Origin of the sequence: uncultured Helicobacter sp. (genome assembly GCF_937893305.1) — a bacterium.
Lineage (GTDB): Bacteria > Campylobacterota > Campylobacteria > Campylobacterales > Helicobacteraceae > Helicobacter_D.
Genome location: NZ_CALBGN010000016.1, coordinates 145,783 through 163,178, shown reverse-complemented (window position 1 = coordinate 163,178; position 17,396 = coordinate 145,783). Strand labels below are relative to the sequence as shown.

Sequence of the window (17,396 nt, the reverse complement as noted above, 5' to 3'; positions counted from 1 at the left end):
ATTGTAGCTATTTTTCACCTTGCGTTTCATAGTGCCAATAACTATCATCGTTTTGTATTGCTGGTAAATCAATGTTTTTTAGCGAAATACCAAGCAAATTTGCTATTGAAACAAACTTGTTACCTCTACCAATTTGATTTTGCGAAAGATTGTGCGAAATTATTTCTATTCTACCCACATAACCCAAAGCTCTAAGTGTAGCCGATATTAAACTTAAAGCACCTATATTAGGGTCGTGAGACAATAAGCCACCTTTTTCCAACCTGCCTGAAATTGTGATTTTATTTTTTAATTTTCTAATTAGAATAGGTATATTACCTTTTGGCGGTAGTCTCATAGAATTTTTAAAATTTATGAGTTCATCAATACTAACAAATGGCGATATTGCATAATCATCTAATGATTTTCCTAAAATTTGAACACCAAGTGTTGCTAAGCATTTTGAGCCAAATATGTTTGTATGCGTTGGATTTTTATCTTGCCCTATTCTTATAGAATAAAGCATTATTTTTTTAACATCTTTGTAATACAAATCAATGAACACAAACTTAGAAGCCCTTTGAAAAACACCTGTATTTCTACTCTCATGATCGCTCGTTTTTGTTTCCTCAATAGCATAAAGCGGTATATCTTGTAAGGAATTAGGTGTATTATCTTGATAAAAAATTAAAAAATCCGTGAAGCTAGAATTTCCAGATACTACAAATAAAAATACATTTCTTATAACAGCAGAATGAACTCCTAATATTTTATATCCAAAGCTGAAATCTCCATTTATATTTAAAATAGGCACAATAAATAGATTTTGTTCTACAAAGAAAGAAATTCCATTATCATCAGCAAATTTCTTAATTATGTTAAACAACACATCTCGTTTTGGTCTTTCCTCTGTTAATATCCATAAATTACTACTTTTCACGCTTTGTCCTTTTTGAAAATCATAATATATTGATGAATTTGATTTGCAACGAATGCAAATGGATAGCCGTAAGGATATAGATTTACATTTAAATCTGCCCAAATTTTAGTTCCTAAATATTTAAGGTTTTTTAGAGAATTTAATTCATTTATCACATCTGCGTGAAGTAAATTTGCATTTTCTTTGTTTGGTTGCATATCTTTTATAAAAACAACAATATGACCTTTTTCTTTCAAAAATTTTAAACTATCTTTTACACTTTCTTTAAAATTCAATATAAATTTGTCCCAATCCATATTTCCTAAATCCACTTCCATATTAGTAAAGGGTGTTGGAGAAGTATCCTTGCCTTTTTTCATAGCTTCGCCAGTTTTATTTTTAGCCATCATATCGCCATAAGGTGGATCAATCAATATTAACGAAGCTTTATTATTGTTAAAAATTTTATTTATCTGTTTTTCATCTTTTAAAATTTTTAAACTATCTCCACAAATAAATATTTGCTCTTTTAAATTAAGATATTTATTTGCTTTTTGATATGCATTGATATATTCTTGGTTCAAATCAATTCCAACAGCTTTTCTATTGCATAGACTAGCTCCAAGCAATGTTCCACCCACACCTGCAAAAAAATCAAAAACAAATTCATTTTCTTTTGTAAAAAATTTAATTATATCTCTCATTAACTGTGGTGGTTTTGGCGATGGGTGTATTCTTCTTATGTGATGGGCATAACTATCATCGCCATTTGTTAAATATTTTGTTGAGATTACTGAATTTAAAAAATAAGTCCATTCGCCTCCACTAAGGTCATTTAATTTATTTTGTAAGCTATATTTTTTACCATCGCTTGTTATAACTACATTTTTACTTTCGCCTAGAACATAGGCGTTTTCTATATCATCTTTTACCCAACTTGGGAGCGTCTTGATTTGTTCTTTGCTTAGTATTTCTATTGCTCTATATTTTATTTTTGTTTCATCATTTTTTTTGATTCTATTTTTATTTTGATATTCTTTTATTTTTGTTGCAACAACATCTTTTACCGATTTCTCAATTTCATTTAGAATTTCATTGCAATTTTCAATATTTTTCTTTTTTAAAAGATTTGTAATAAATTTCTCATCTATGTAGTTGTAAAACATCTTATACCTTTATCTATTTCTCAATGTAAAAAAGCAATTCATTGACATCATTTTTTGCTTCTTTATTGTTTTTATATCGTCTGTATGGTATTTTTTCGCACTTATAAGTTGTCTCTTTGCCATATTTTTTTAATGTATTCTCTATATCCATCTCACTTATAATGCCCTCACTGTTATAGCTTAATATTATGTGTTTAAAGTTGGCTCTACTGACTAAATTATCCAGCTCCAATCCAGCTTTTGCTTTTATACAAAAATTGGATTTCAAACTCGTATAATCTCGCATACCCGTAACACCACTTATTTTAGGATAATCATATCTAGCAATAGTTTCTAAAATGTGATAATTCGGTGCGTATTGTCTTGAATTGTAGGGGGGGGTCTATGTATAGGACATCGCCACTTATTTTATCTATTAAAGAATTACTATTTTCGTTAAAACATAAATTGTTTGTTTTTTTGTCAAAATCTATATCTAATGAAGACAGTGTTAATGGTTTTAGACTACGCTTATCCCAAATTTTAAGATATGCACCATAAGTTCCTGTTGTGTTTGAAACCAATGAAACAGCTTCAATAAGTGAAGCAAGTAAATAATAATATTCGCCTTGATTTATTATTTCATCTTTTAAAAATTGCTCTATTGATTGTCTAATATAATCAATTTTTAAAGCGTTTTCAACACTAAAATATGATCTTTGACAATTATCATTTGGCGAATAATTTTCATATATAAACGGCTTATCCAAGAAATTGTAAGGGCTAGTTTTCTCATTAAAGTAATCAAAGGGATGGCTATTAAAATAAGCCATAAATTTTGAAAATTTTGGCTCTTCATGTAATTGCAAGTAAGCCTTTTGCAATATGAAAGAAAAATATAATATATCGTTTGATATTAGATTATAGCTTTTTTTAAAATATTTACTAACACTAGCAGTTCCCGCAAAAATATCACATAAGGTCTGTGTATTTTTTGGAATAAAATTAGATATTTTGTCTAACAAAAGTATTTTTGAACCTATATATCTCATTGAATATCACTCTTGCTTTTTATTCCTTGTTTCCACTCTCTAACAATCTGAATTATATCATCATCTTTTAGTTACGATAACCTTTTTCAATGTTTTGTATTTTTGTTGCACTATTTTAGCTAAAATCACTTAGAAAACCAAAAATTAGGATTCATATGCTAACACAAGAACAACAAGAAGTCGTTAATATTGACTTTGAAGATATTTTGCTCGTTAATGCCTATGCAGGCACAGGCAAAACAAGCACCTTGATAGAATTTTGCAAAAAACGAAAAGATAAAAAATTCTCTACCTTGCTTATAACAACTCAATGGTTAAAGAAGCAGAGAAAAAATTCAAATTACTTACTAATGTTACGGTAAAAACAATGCACTCTTTAGCATATAGTCAATATGGAATCCAAAACAAAGAAAGGCTAGGAAATCTTAACAGTAAAGATATTCAAAAATTTTTTGATGATAACAACGCTCTCTTTAATGCTTCTTCTACTATCTCTCTTTTAAAAGAATTTTGTAACAGCGCAGATACAATGCGTGAATTTTGCAAAAAACTGCTTAATGACAAGATTATAATTAAAAATAAAAAATTAGACAAAGAATATCTAGCTCATAAATTACAAGAACTATGGCAAAACATCATAGCAGAAGAAAGTAAAATTACTTATCCCCACGACTTCTATTTAAAAGAGTATCAACTTAGCAAACCAAAGCTAGATTATGATTTCATCTTAGTTGATGAAGCCCAAGACATTAATGAGTGTGTCATTGATATTGTTCTAAAACAAAAAGCTAAGAAAGTTTTCATTGGTGATACCTATCAAAGTATTTACGCTTTTAGAGGAGCAATAGATTCTCTAACAAAGCTCTCTCAACTTGAAAATAGTATCACTCTTTTTTTAACACAAAGTTTTCGCTGTCCTTTAAGTATTGCAAATATTGCTAATTTTTACTTACTCGCACTTGGAGCTGAAAAACAATTTATAGGAATCAGAAAAGAAAAGCAAGAAAAAACTGATATTATTGCCTTATTAGCTAGAAACAATGCAACTTTGTTTGATTTTGCTGTAAATCATTTAGACAAGAAAATTGCTTGGGTTGGAGGTGTGGATAATTATAATTTTACTGATTTGCTAGATATTCAAAATCTGCTCTTTAAAAAAACCGATTTTATAAAAAATAATTTTCTAAAAAAATTTTCTGATATTGATGAACTTTTAGATTATTGTGATGAAACACAAGAAACAGAATGGAGAGGCAAACTTATGATTGTCTTTAAATACATCAATGCAGACATTCCAAAACTCTTAAAAGACATTAAACAATTAAGTGTAAATCCAAAGGAAGCAGAATTTATTTTAACCACAGGACATAAATCAAAAGGCTTGGAATGGAATAATGTAGAAATAATGGACGATTTCATAGATTTAAAATCCATTGTTGCAAATACACAAGAGAAAGGAGAAGAAACTGTTATCGCAAAAGAAGAATTAAATCTCTTATATGTTGCAATAACAAGAGCTATGCAAACACTGCACCTAAGCGAAAACTATTTGCTAGATTTAGAGTTAATCAAAGCAATGAAAAAATGTGTGGTGTTTGAGTAAAATAAGGCAAGATTATTAATAATGTATGATATAATAAAAGTCTATTCAATGTTTTGAATATGTGGTGTTTAGGGCGATACCCCTGTTTGAGTGTAGCGGTTGCACTTGGTATTGACCCTTTGAAAACCGACTATCCTTAGAGATAGTCTGATTTTCATAAAAATAAGTCGCATTTGCCTTAAATAGAACAGGTCTGTTTAAGAAGAGAGATTTAATCTCTAAATAAAGAATCCTAAAGGGATTTGTTGCTTTATATAAGCAAAAAGACAAATCCCTTAAAGGAGAAATAATGAATGCAGTTATTCTAGCAGGAATCATTACTTTATTCTGTATTGTTGGCGCAACCCTTGTGCAAGTTATAGGGAACAGAGACAACAAAACTAAAACACACTAGAAATGCCCATTGTTGGGATACATTATCCCAACAGGGCATTAATGTATCCTTTTGATTAATTTTAAGAAAGGAAATAAATATGATGCAAACTATGCAAGCAAATCATACAGTTTCACAAAGCACCTTAGCTTTGATTATGAAACTTATTAAAAGAAGCTATAAAGAAGAAGAGCAACAAGAAATCTTAAATGATATTGTTGCAATCGTTGATGAAGTTAAAAGGGACAACAGAATCTCAAGTGAAGCAATCCGAGAAGAAGTTGTTGAAAAACTTAAAGGAGAGCTTGCAACAAAAGATTTTGTGAGGGCAGAGATTGCAGAAGTCAATAGAAGATTTGATATTTTAGAACAAAAATTCAAATTCTACGCAATCGGCTTAGGAGCTTTAATTATCTTGTTTCAGCCTAAAGTGTTTGATTTTATTACTTCTTTATTTAAGTAGTTATCGCCCATTGTTGGGATACATTATCCCAACAGGGCATTAATGTATCCTTTTGATTAATTTTAAGAAAGGAAATAAATATGATGCAAACTATGCAAGCAAATCATACAGTTTCACAAAGCACCTTAGCTTTGATTATGAAACTTATTAAAAGAAGCTATAAAGAAGAAGAGCAACAAGAAATCTTAAATGATATTGTTGCAATCGTTGATGAAGTTAAAAGGGACAACAGAATCTCAAGTGAAGCAATCCGAGAAGAAGTTGTTGAAAAACTTAAAGGAGAGCTTGCAACAAAAGATTTTGTGAGGGCAGAGATTGCAGAAGCAAGAACAAATACAATCCGATGGATTATAAGTGTTGGTGTTACTGCCACTATTGTTTCTATCACTGCAAACTTTGCACTAATTAGCTTCTTAATTGATAAGTTAGTTAGATAATTCTCCCATTGTTGGGATACATTATCCCAACAGGGTGTGTGTATCCTTATTTTTAGTTTGCTATTGCAAACTTTTTCTTAAAGGATTAATTATGGAAAGAATAACTCCAAAAGAATTTTCTAACAAATCTCAAAATGATGAGATTATTAGAAAACAGCTTGAGTTGCAAGAAAGAGAAATTGCGCTTAAGGAAAAAGAGATGGAGTTGAAAAACTCAAATTCAATAACAAAAGAAAAAATAAAAATGGCGAAATATTCCATAGTCGGAGTATTTTTGCTTATATCAATTTTTATATTTTCTGTAATGGTTATTAGACCACTATTAAGTATGTAGCGCAAAACCTGTTTGTGTTACGCCCTTCACCCCTGTGGATGTTAATTATTTTTAAAGCTTATCAAGATAGGTTTTAAAAATAATTTAATGAATTACTAGACTCTATAAAGAAATAGACTTTTTAGCAAGCAAGAATGGAAAGGAGTATTTAATCCAAGTTGCTTATAGTATTATAGAACAAAGTTATGTAGTCCTAATTTACTAAGCGGAATTTTCAATTATTCAGTCTAAAAAGACTGCAGTTCTTGTAGATCTCTCTTTTTTTATTGAAAGATATAATACTCACAAGAACATTAGAACAATGGAGGCTAAAGAAATTAATAATAATGATAATACTTCTATGCTCACAATAGAATCTTTACAAAACCTTTTAGAATATCAAGGCAATACTAGTGATACTTTAATGAGTGGGTTAAGTGGCGTGTTTGCTTCTATGAATACTATGGCAGAAAAACTAAGTGGCTCTAAAGGTAAAATTATTTCATATATTTTTCAAACACAAGGTGCTTCAGTTAGTCTTACTTATAATTATGGAAATAATGGTAAAGATATGACTAAAGCTTTAGTTGGAGTTGGGATAGAAGTGATTGTTGGTTGGGCAAGTGTAGCTATTGCTTCTGCTCTTGCTGCTCCTGTTTGGTCACTAGTTAGTATCGCAGCTATTGCTGCAGTAGGAATCAGTTTATTGCTCAATACTCAAGCAGGTAAAGTTGGTGTTCAATGGGCAAGTGAAAAAATAAAACCCCTTATAACAAATATAGAATCTAAGATTAGAGACTTTTTTAATAGGTTTGATTCTAATCCCTCATCTTATGAGCTTGTAAAGAATCCTAGCTTAGAATCTAAGGATTATAAATCTTTAATAGAACTCTTATTAGATAATCACTCTACCGCACAAGATATAAATACACTTTTACATTCCTTCCCCAACTACCTTAAAGTAGATTCTAAAGATTCCACTCCCCTAGATTCCACAATAGAATTCTATTTAAAAGAATCTCTACTTAAGCCTGATAAAGTAAATGCCCATAGGAAAGGAGAAATACATTTTACTTTTCAAATCCTAAATGAAGATGCAACTACTCCAATATCTAATGCAGAAATACAATTACAAAATGTTAATCTAAGAATATTAGATAATCCAAAGAATTTTTCTAGAATCATTCAATAAAAAAGGGAATTGATGAACGAAGTAAATAATCATAAGAATATGGAATCTAAGGAAAATGCAGAATCTAAAAAACTAGATTCTAATGGTGATGAGATAGTGTTTGAGGTGAAGCACGATACATCAATAGAAACTTTTTATCTCTATTTCTTGTTTTTATTTGGAGTATTTATTTTAATAAGCCTTTTTATTAATCCGTCTGATGATATTGTTGTAAATATTTTTATGTTTATAGTGTTTTTCCCTATAACTTTTTATATCGCTAAAATGCTATTTTATAACCGCAAAAACAGAATCTATGTTACAAATTATGGTATAGGCTTTGAGCGTAGGCATTGGTTTAAAATGCAAAAGGGATTCTTTAGATTTGGGGAAGTAGGATTGGCAATCATACGGCTTGGAGTGGGAGTAACCAGTGAGGAAGTTTTTATATTCTACCCTTTTAATAATAAAACACCGAAAAGAGTGCCTTTATTTTCGCCAAAAAATTATTATAAAATAATGCTACAAGATGCTGATTATTCAAAGGTTTTTTTCACCTTCATTCGTCAAAAAACCAAAGAAGCTTTGGAATCGCAAGGCAAAAGCATTAGTGATGAAGAGTTAAAAGAAAAGATAAAACATTTGCTTTATAAGGATTTATAATGGCAGAAAATACAGAAGAATATACTGAATTTTCAATAGGTGCAGTTTATTATCGTGAAAATAATAATGTTACCACAGACTATAATCCACAAACTCAAGAATTAACTATTAATTTAGATTCTATGGAATTTAATGAAATGATGAATACCATTAAAGATTATGTAACCTATAAAGGTAATCTAGCGGATACTTTAATGGCTGGGATTAGCGGGATATTTGGGGCGGTAACAGAGGGAGCAAAGCAGGTATCTGAACAAGCTATAAAGCAAGGTTTTTCAGGTAAAATAAAAGCTTTAAGTTTTATTTCTCAAGCAGAGGGAATCTCTGTATCTGCTACTTATAATTATGGAAATAATGGTAGAGATATAACTAAAGCTGCGGTTGCAGTAAGCGGAGAGATAATACTCTCCAAAGGAATATCACTTATTTTAATATCCACATTAGGTTTAAGCTCTGCCCCTGCCCTCATCACTATTGGTGATATCTCCGCAATAACTGCTGGAATCTTAATGAATACTCAAGCAGGTAAAGTTGGTGTTCAATGGGCAAGTGAAAAAATAAAACCCCTTATAACAAATATAGAATCTAAGATTAGAGACTTTTTTAATAGGTTTGATTCTAATCCCTCATCTTATGAGCTTGTAAAGAATCCTAGCTTAGAATCTAAGGATTATAAATCTTTAATAGAACTCTTATTAGATAATCACTCTACCGCACAAGATATAAATACACTTTTACATTCCTTCCCCAACTACCTTAAAGTAGATTCTAAAGATTCCACTCCCCTAGATTCCACAATAGAATTCTATTTAAAAGAATCTCTACTTAAGCCTGATAAAGTAAATGCCCATAGGAAAGGAGAAATACATTTTACTTTTCAAATCCTAAATGAAGATGCAACTACTCCAATATCTAATGCAGAAATACAATTACAAAATGTTAATCTAGGAGTAAAAGCTATCACAGATTCTAAAGGTTTAGTATCTTTTAGCATTAAAGAGAATGAATATCTAAAACCTTTTAGAGCAAGAATTAATCATTTAAATTATTATTCTATTCCTATCTCTGATAGAAGTATTATTCCTAATTCTATTAGAAGAAGAGAATATCCCTTTATATTAAGATTTAATGGTAAATATCATTTATACTTTAATGGAGAAGAACTTTATTGTTTTAAAGGTAATAAGACTATTAGTTATTATACTGCTTATAGTGGTAATGCTTTAAGTCTAAAAGAAAAAGAAAGTTTAAAAGAACAATACAAATATGAAAGATTTGTGAGTTATAAAGAAAAAGACAATAACATTTCCTATTTCTGTTTAGATAAAGATTGGCAAAGACAAAAAGATAAAGGAGCTATGTTTGAGAGAGAATATTATATTAATCTACAAGATATAAAAGATAATGTAATTAGAGATTATGAAAACACATTCTTTTTTAAAAACAATAAAAAAGAAGATGAAAAACAATATGAAGAATTTAAGATTCCAATCTATACTGATGAGAATTGCACAAATACAATAGAATCTAATACTAATAGAGATAATTTCTATCTTCATGGAGGAAAAGGCTATGGAGATAATGGAGGGATAGATTTAGGAGGAGAATATAAACGATTCTTTTTAATACTTCAAAGAATAAAAAATGAAATAATGATTAATAACTATGTTAGTAAAGATGAGCCTATTATTATTAAGCTTTTAGCAGATTATACACCTTTAACTATTCATTTAGATTCTATTGGATTAGAAAGGGTAATTAATAAAGAGATTAGCCAACATAAAGTTATTCTTCATGGAAATTATACAAAGCCAGAATCTATGCATGAAGAAAACTTTCATATACAAAAAATGCAAACACTTTGGGCATATCAAGAAATACTAGAAAATAAAACATTTAATAGCAATGAAGTTAAAATCAAAGATTTAACATTCTTTCAAAAAGCACAAAGAGATTATAAAGGAGAGAATCTAGAAATTAATTTAGAAAAATATGATTGGCATCATTATGAGAAGCAAATTATTGTATTTGGATTTTTAGAGAATGAGAGGAGTGTTAATGGGAACGGGGAGGAAGTGTTAAAGAATCCTAAATATAGGATTATTACTTGGCATAATCCAATTGTAAATCCTAGAGCAACACTATTTAGCTCTAGTGGGAATTTTAATCCAAGCATAGCTATGTTTGGGAATATAAAAGATAGAGCATCAGGTATACATAAAGCCTTAGATTTCTTTGCACCAATAGGGACAAAGATTTATGCACCGATAGATTGTGAGGTGATAGGCATGGGAGATTTTCCTAGCTATGGAAAAACAATTAATTTAAAAGTTACAGAATCTAGCTTGGAGATTCTAAAGATAAGGAGAGAATATTTTAACTACTTGCTTGCATATAAAAATGAGGGTGAAGAAATGCAAGGGAAAGATTTTGATGAAGAAGCAGAATCTTATTATCTCTTTTATGCGCATTTATCAGAAATAAATGTGGCAAAGGGAGATAAAGTATATGCAGGGCAAGTTATAGGCTTAAGTGGGACAACAGGCAATGCACGAGGGACAAAAGCACCGCATTTACACTTTGAAATAAGAAGTAGAGAAAATGTAGAAAGTGGAAGCCTTAAATATCTCGTCAATCCAGCATTATATATAAAATGTAAGAAACTTGATTATGAATTTACTCAAGAAGAAAAGCAAGAACAACAAGAGATTTGTGGCAGGGCTTGCAAATTGCCTAAAGAATAAAGGAGAGAAAATGCCATATTGGGTGCAAGGATTAGATACTTATTATGAAGAGTATAAAGAGTTTCCTAAAGATACAGCAATAAGAAAACGAATCGTTAAAGATTGGTATATTGCAAACATTGTCGCTTCTATAGAAAAATGTATAGCAGATACAAGCAGAATCCTTAGTGATGAAATCAAAAAGGGCTATAGAGAAAAGGAGTATAATACATGTTGTTTTTATTATGATGATAATGGCTTAATTACAACTAAAAATGAAGCAATTTGGGTTAAAGATAAAGATTTTACCTTTCAAGATGGAGGAATCTTAGCTGATACAAGATTGATAGAATATATTTATGATAATGCAACGATTCGTGATATTTATCACCTCAAACATTTAGAATATATTGATAATTATATAAACGAATATAGTTCATCTCTTTTAGCACTCATTTATCCCTCAAAAATGCCCACGAAAGATTATTTTCCTTTTATAGAGTTTGATATTGGCACAAAGATACCACTACTACTTACAGAAGAAGAGAAACAACGATATAAAGACGATGTAGATATTTTTTCAAATTTAGAAATAGCAAAGCAAGATTGGGCTTACTGCATTTTTTGGATAGACTTACAAAGTATGTTTATAAGTTTAGATTGCAATATATATTATTTCAAACAAATAGATAAAAATGTGCATTTATTTGAAATAACTTTTCAATGTGTATAAAATAAATACTATCAATATAAGCCTTTGTAGATTTTAGAATCTTGTTAGGCTTTATATCAAATTATTTTGTTATGTTGCTTTTATTATTCTTTATCTTTAAGTCCTTTATTGAAATCAATCTCTATATCTAACACTTCTTTAGGGAAGATATAAGGACGCGCAGAGGGAAGCCCATAATGGAGATTTGAGTAAGTTTTGCGGGCAAGCTCACGTCTGACATTTGTGGGTGTTTTATAAATTATCCTTTTATTTCTCTCTACGATTACTCTCCACATTGTAAGATAATATTCTTTTATAGATTCTAAGTTTGAGCCTTTTGTTCTGGGGTCTTTTACAAATCCTTGTTCTACAGCCCAGCAAATACCCATCCAACCACCTTCATCATCTAGTTGTATCGCTCCATATATGCAAATATCACATAACGAAGTAAAATCTATAAGCGTATCTGGGGGGAATTTCTCATCAAAGTATGGGTCAAGCCCATTGATTAAGCCTTTTTGTGCAGGGGATTTTTTACTATAAGCCCTAAGGCGATTAGCTTTAAGAGGAGATTTTGGCAAATCAATTGTCCTAAGATAATAGCTAATAATTGTATCAATTCCTCCTCCACCTAGAGCGATAGAGCAACGCAAACAAGCATGATGAAGGATTAAAGAACACCAAGTAGTATTTGGAAAAACATCATTGGGCGAATAGTTATAAGCTGCTTTATAAAAAGCTAGTGGGCTTTGATATTTAATCGCAGCAGCCAAATAGAGTTCAGCAGCATAGATAGTTTTTTTACGGTTTTCCCTCTGTGCCTCCTCATCAATTGCTTCCCATACCGCACATTCTAAAGCATAATTATAACACTCTAGTGCCTGTTCTCTATTGACATTGATATAACTCTCCGCATAAGATTGTGGCTCATATCTAGCCCATTTATAAAGTTGGTAATACATATAGCTATTTTCTGGTATCTTTTCAAACAACAAATCATTGGTGATTCTAGCGCATTCTTCCATTTCTCCTTTCTCTCTATTTTCATAGAATCTTGCTTTTTTAAAAAGCCATTTGGCTAACTCTACTCCTGCTTTTAAATATTGTTCTTTATAAGCAAGTCTTAGATTGTTAAAAATTTCTTGTTGGATTTTAGAATCTAAGGAATTAAAATCTATATGTTTATGGGTCTCTAAAAGATTTTGAGCCTTTTTATAAGCTCTTTTAGCGGCATCACTGATTCTATCACTATACTTATAAGGTTCATAATCCACGCTAACATGCGGGAGAAGAGTAGATTTTAACTCACTCTTGCGCACTATCATTTTTCTTTGTTCTTTATAGCTTAACTTACTAAACTTTTCCTTTTCTTCTTTGCTCCATTGGATACCATTGCCATTTGGTGGGGCTTTATAGGATTTAAGAGTTTGTAAGATAAACTTAAAATCATAAATCTTAGCTTCATCTAGGCTCATTGTATCATAGGGAGGGGATTGGTTTAATCGATTCATCTCATCAATAAGTTTTTTCCACAAGTTTATCTCTGAATTCTTAAATATCGCTCCTTTCATTGTTCCTCCTAATCCATTATATCTATGGTTGTAGGGATAAAGTCTTCATCATAGATGAGATTGCCACAAAGCCATTCATCAGGGCTTGTATCTTTGATAGAGCTATCATCATTTTCTTCATAATCTTGCTGCAACTCTGGCAATACTTCTTTTTCCTCATATACTCTATAATTCCATTCTGCTACCCTTTTAAGCTGAATAAGGAAATCTTGATTAAACTTGATACCTCCATTTTTATTGCCCTCTACTTCTACAAAGTTTTCATTACTATTATCAAGCTCTTTTGCTTTTTTGAGCTTTGTTTGGATATATTTATCACTTGTAAGATTCTCTAGTCTGTAATAACTCGACTTTACTTGCAATTCATTTCTTAAATATGACTCCAATGCTTGATTTTCTCCCATATCTAAATAAAACCACAACTTCGCATAAGCTTCTTTTACTATCTCACCACCCTTTTTCCCAATTTTATTGATATTTGCTTTAGAGTTTATAAAATGTCTTATATTTTCTTTTAGTATTCTTGTAGCATTTTCTTGATTTTCATTAAATAATGCCACACTTGGCGTATGCATAAAAAGCCCACTATTTAAGATAGAACCTCCAATAATTAGAGCTTGTAAATCTGCATTAACAAGCGTTTGGGTAATTTCTATAGGGAAAGTCAAATATTCACTGCCTTGTCTGCAAGTCGCATAAGGAGTATTTGTGTGGCGATTAAGGGCAAAAATAAGCACAATTGCTTGTTGTTTCATATCCTTAATGCTATCTATTTGCACAGGAAATATCTTATCCAAAATAACATTACACAAATAAGAAATTACAGAATTTGCAACAGCAGCAAGCAAGAAAGTTCCTTTTGAAATTTTTACATCGGGTAGATTGAAGTATTTCTCATCTAGTTTTTCTGCTATCTTTAAACTGACATCTTTTATCTTATCTTTCATACTAGAATCTCTAAAGGCTGTAACACTTGCGATACCATACTCATCACCAATCTTTTTAAGTCTCTCTTTCAATTCATTTTTTGATGTGTCTTTATTAGAATCCATGAAAATTTCATAAAAAGCTTCTACAACTTCTTTGACTCCATTTTGATGCAGCAATTCTTCAAATTCTTTATCTTTTAAATTTATCAAAGCATAGAGATCTATTGTTACTTCATAATTTGCTAAAAAATCATATGCAATGTTACTATTTGCAGATTTGGCAAACTCACTTATCTCACATATAATAAGCCTGCAAAACAAAAACCTATCTTTTTCTTCCAAACAATTTAAAAAAGATTCATTCAGCGGCAACAAAGAGATAACATATTCTATAGTGATTTGATGATATACACTTTTATTATTTGTTTGCAAACTTTGTTCAGCTTTTGATTGCTCTTTTTGAATCCTCTCTTTAGCTTGTTTTAACAAAGATTCTAAGTCCTCATTTGCATTCATCTTGTTATTAAAATACTTATCTAGCAATGCAACACAAAGCTTTTTTGTATTTTGGGCTTGATAAAAAATATTAGGTGCTACTTGCTTGTTTATCTCGCTTTCAAAGGATTTTATCTCAAAAAACTTTTCTATTTTGTCTCTTTGCTTTTTATATTCTTCTTCAATCTCTTTTTGATATTCTTTAAGTCTTGCAATTTCGTAGGCGTTAAAATGTGAAAAAAGCTTAGAAACATCTAAAACAATAGCCATAATGCTTTTAAATGTCTCTTGTATATCTGCTTTTGCCTTTAATAATTTCTGTTTATCATTACCATACCAATAATGCCTTGTAAATGTATTATCCATATATTTATTAAACATTTCTACATGTTTTTCTGTGATAAATATTTGACACAAATCATAGATAAAATTACAAAAGTCCCTTTCATTCATAGCGCATAGTTTTTTATCATCAAGAGAATAAGAGGATATATCATGCCTTTGATATTTAACCCTCCCAGCATGATACTCTTTAATTAACTTGCCAAGTTTTTGCGTCAAATAATGCACTTGTTGTATTTGGTTGTAATAAGCATAGCGTTCTAGTCTTTGGAATAAATTTGTAAGATTCTCAATTAACTCCCTTACAAAAATTACTTTTTTTACCCTATACATTGCAGAGAGAAACAATACATTTTCCTTTGTATTCTCATTGTCATAAATCTTATCTTTGATATATTGTTGCGTTTTATATTCAGGCAATCCATTATGGAGACAATTTGTAAGAAAAAGAGCAGTTTTGTGGATTCTAGGTTTATTTTGTTGTTTGCTTGGTGTAAAACTTTGCATAAGTATATCATTTGCGATTATAGAACTAAAACTAGAAGATTTGACAAACAAAAAGCTATCAAACTTCATAAGCATATTTTGCAAATGTTGAAAAGATGAAGAATGGGTAAAACTATTGTCTTTATCTGTATGACATATTTTATATAAATGTTCTAAGCTAAGAATTGAAAATTGAGTATTAACTTTTAAACTTATCTAACTTTAATTATAGGGCTTTAAATGGTGTAAATTTGCCAAAATTTTACAAAATTAACATTTTTTGGACACAGCAAAGGACACACAAAAATATTTTAAAGAACATTTTAAGCAACATAATTTTACTTTTAAAAACTAAACTTGTCAAGCCCTTATAACCCCTTAAATTCCACTATATAAGAGTTTTTAGAGCCAACTGAAATTATAAAATCCATTCTTTTTTTATTATTTTGCATTTTGCATTCTTGCATTTTTTCACACGCTTAAAAAATATGCAAACCACGCCCATTTTTTCCACAAAAAAACAAAATAAACATTTTTTTAAAATTTCTCTCCAGTTACTCTCCTGTTACTCTCCATTTAGTATCCATATTTAGCGTTTTTACAATTTTTGGAGAAAAAGTTCAAATAAATTTTATTTTAAAATCTTTAATGTCGTATTTTACGAGATTTAAAAGCTATATATTGATTCAAATTTTACGCGTGGAGAAAAAGTTCAAAATGATGGAGAATTTGTTCAATGAAATGGAGAAAAAGTTCAAAATGGTGGAGAATTTGTTCAAAATACACCTCTTAAAGCTCTTATTTTAGGTGGTTTAAAAGCCATCTAAAACTTACTAAATATATTTAAATATTTAAAAATATCTAAATTTTAAAACGCGCGCGCGAGAAAAAATAAAAACAATCTCAAAAAAATTTACTTAGTTTTTTTCAAAAATTTTCATAATAAAAATGAATAAATTTTTCACTGTGAAAAAACTGCTATAAAAAATGAGTTTTTCAAAAAACATAAAGTTCAAAAAGATATTGACTTAGAACATTATTTATCATATAATTGTGCTTTCTTATTTGATTAAGTGGTGTTTAGGGCGATACCCCTGTTTGAGTGTAGCGGTTGCACTCGGTATTGACCCTTTGAAAACCGACTATCCTTAGAGATAGTCTGATTTTCATAAATTAAACCGTCTTATTAAGCAGGGTTAATTAGATAGCCCTTTCCCTTTGAATTGCTGGGAAGTTCTACTCGAGAGCGTATATAGTGGAGAGTAGATAGTTTGCAAGACTACTCGTTTATTGCAGCTTAAAAAGATTAATTTCAAAGTATAGGATGGATATACTACTTGAAAATTCGAAAGAAATTCAAGAACTTAAGGGTAATGCTTTAAGATAGAGTGAAAACTATCCATCAAGAGACAATCAGCATCTAAGCTTCTAAGGGAATATGGAACTTTAATAGGGTTCTTTATGATAAAGACCCTATTTCTTTTTCTCTTCAATGAGATGATAAGCAAATGCGTTCTTTTGTATAGGCTCTTGTGGAGATAGCACTAGTGGGGTATCAAAATATGGTTACATACTTGATACTAGCTATCTATCGTTGAAGCAAGAAGCCCAACCATCTTTAGTGGTTGGGTGATTCACCCAAAACTAGCCTATCCTAAGAAAATCCACTATTTTCTTTTTTTATTGCGTCAATCAAAATCCTAAAAAGTTAAGTTTTTCTTAGGCTTCATTTGCTCAAAATCTTAGAAGAGGAATCTAAAAAATAAAAGTGATGTTGAAACTTTAAGTTTCCATTTTTTTATCCTTCCTTTCTAGCATTCTCGTTTTTTACGAGCTTGCTATTAAGATTGTGTTTTAGAGCCTTATTAAAGTTCCATATCCTATGAAGAAAGTTCAGAGACTATCCTAGATAAGAAATTAACATAGCACTCCTACAATAGCTTAAATTCACTTTCTTATCGTTATGGAGTAGGTTGTAAGCAGTAATATATTCCCCCATTATTTTTCTTTCAAAGTAGTC

15 protein-coding genes are annotated in these 17,396 nt (G+C 30.1%); 9 read left to right on the top strand and 6 right to left on the bottom strand.

Translation table 11 applies throughout. From position 1 onward, the window contains the following. Positions 1 to 7: 7 nt before the first annotated feature. The 4 genes from Q0358_RS06005 to Q0358_RS05990 are packed head-to-tail and all read right to left on the bottom strand — an operon-like array spanning position 8 to position 3,095. Entirely contained in the window at positions 8 to 919 is a 912-nt protein-coding gene (locus tag Q0358_RS06005) for a hypothetical protein (protein WP_299548762.1), read from the bottom strand. Continuing rightward, positions 916 to 2,064: a DNA methyltransferase gene (locus Q0358_RS06000; protein WP_299548759.1), complete on the bottom strand. Its 1,149-nt coding sequence runs from the start codon at positions 2,062 to 2,064 to the stop codon at positions 916 to 918. The genes Q0358_RS06005 and Q0358_RS06000 overlap by 4 nt, the downstream gene beginning before the upstream one ends. A gap of 13 nt (positions 2,065 to 2,077) precedes the next feature. Next, a complete protein-coding gene (locus tag Q0358_RS05995; RefSeq protein WP_299548895.1) occupies positions 2,078 to 2,392 on the bottom strand; it encodes a hypothetical protein in 315 nt (104 codons plus the stop codon). Continuing rightward, the gene (locus Q0358_RS05990; RefSeq protein ID WP_299548755.1) at positions 2,385 to 3,095 is read right to left on the bottom strand and encodes a DNA adenine methylase; all 711 of its coding nucleotides are present in this window, start codon (positions 3,093 to 3,095) and stop codon (positions 2,385 to 2,387) included. The genes Q0358_RS05995 and Q0358_RS05990 overlap by 8 nt, the downstream gene beginning before the upstream one ends. 155 nt (positions 3,096 to 3,250) lie before the next feature. Here Q0358_RS05990 and Q0358_RS05985 point away from each other — a divergent pair, with 155 nt between their 5' ends. The 9 genes from Q0358_RS05985 to Q0358_RS05945 all read left to right on the top strand — a co-directional run bounded on the left by Q0358_RS05985 (position 3,251) and on the right by Q0358_RS05945 (position 11,574). Then, complete coding sequence (locus tag Q0358_RS05985) at positions 3,251 to 3,457, top strand: hypothetical protein (protein WP_299548752.1); 207 nt, start codon at positions 3,251 to 3,253, stop codon at positions 3,455 to 3,457. Then, positions 3,406 to 4,698: a UvrD-helicase domain-containing protein gene (locus Q0358_RS05980; protein ID WP_299548749.1), complete on the top strand. Its 1,293-nt coding sequence runs from the start codon at positions 3,406 to 3,408 to the stop codon at positions 4,696 to 4,698. The genes Q0358_RS05985 and Q0358_RS05980 overlap by 52 nt, the downstream gene beginning before the upstream one ends. Positions 4,699 to 5,171: 473 nt before the next feature. Next, positions 5,172 to 5,534 carry a hypothetical protein gene (locus tag Q0358_RS05975; RefSeq protein WP_299548746.1) on the top strand — a complete coding sequence of 121 codons (363 nt, stop codon included), beginning with the start codon at positions 5,172 to 5,174 and terminating at the stop codon, positions 5,532 to 5,534. Positions 5,535 to 5,614: 80 nt separating this feature from the next. Further along, a complete protein-coding gene (locus Q0358_RS05970; RefSeq protein WP_299548743.1) occupies positions 5,615 to 5,971 on the top strand; it encodes a hypothetical protein in 357 nt (118 codons plus the stop codon). Between the two features lie 91 nt (positions 5,972 to 6,062). After that, positions 6,063 to 6,305 carry a hypothetical protein gene (locus Q0358_RS05965; protein ID WP_299548740.1) on the top strand — a complete coding sequence of 81 codons (243 nt, stop codon included), beginning with the start codon at positions 6,063 to 6,065 and terminating at the stop codon, positions 6,303 to 6,305. Between the two features lie 301 nt (positions 6,306 to 6,606). Next, positions 6,607 to 7,476 (top strand): hypothetical protein, encoded by an 870-nt coding sequence (locus Q0358_RS05960; protein ID WP_299548737.1) that lies wholly within the window; start codon positions 6,607 to 6,609, stop codon positions 7,474 to 7,476. A 12-nt stretch (positions 7,477 to 7,488) separates the two neighbouring features. Beyond that, a complete protein-coding gene (locus tag Q0358_RS05955; RefSeq protein ID WP_299548732.1) occupies positions 7,489 to 8,118 on the top strand; it encodes a hypothetical protein in 630 nt (209 codons plus the stop codon). Then, a complete protein-coding gene (locus tag Q0358_RS05950; protein WP_299548729.1) occupies positions 8,118 to 10,862 on the top strand; it encodes a M23 family metallopeptidase in 2,745 nt (914 codons plus the stop codon). Before Q0358_RS05955 ends, Q0358_RS05950 begins: the two co-directional genes overlap by 1 nt. A 10-nt stretch (positions 10,863 to 10,872) precedes the next feature. Next, a complete protein-coding gene (locus tag Q0358_RS05945; protein ID WP_299548726.1) occupies positions 10,873 to 11,574 on the top strand; it encodes a hypothetical protein in 702 nt (233 codons plus the stop codon). A gap of 83 nt (positions 11,575 to 11,657) precedes the next feature. On the opposite strand, the gene Q0358_RS05940 is transcribed toward Q0358_RS05945, so the two are convergent. Both Q0358_RS05940 and Q0358_RS05935 read right to left on the bottom strand, forming a co-directional pair. Continuing rightward, positions 11,658 to 13,124 carry a hypothetical protein gene (locus tag Q0358_RS05940; RefSeq protein ID WP_299548723.1) on the bottom strand — a complete coding sequence of 489 codons (1,467 nt, stop codon included), beginning with the start codon at positions 13,122 to 13,124 and terminating at the stop codon, positions 11,658 to 11,660. Positions 13,125 to 13,132: 8 nt separating this feature from the next. Then, positions 13,133 to 15,397, bottom strand: a complete 2,265-nt coding sequence (locus Q0358_RS05935) for a hypothetical protein (RefSeq protein WP_299548720.1) — start codon at positions 15,395 to 15,397, stop codon at positions 13,133 to 13,135. Positions 15,398 to 17,396 lie beyond the last annotated feature (1,999 nt).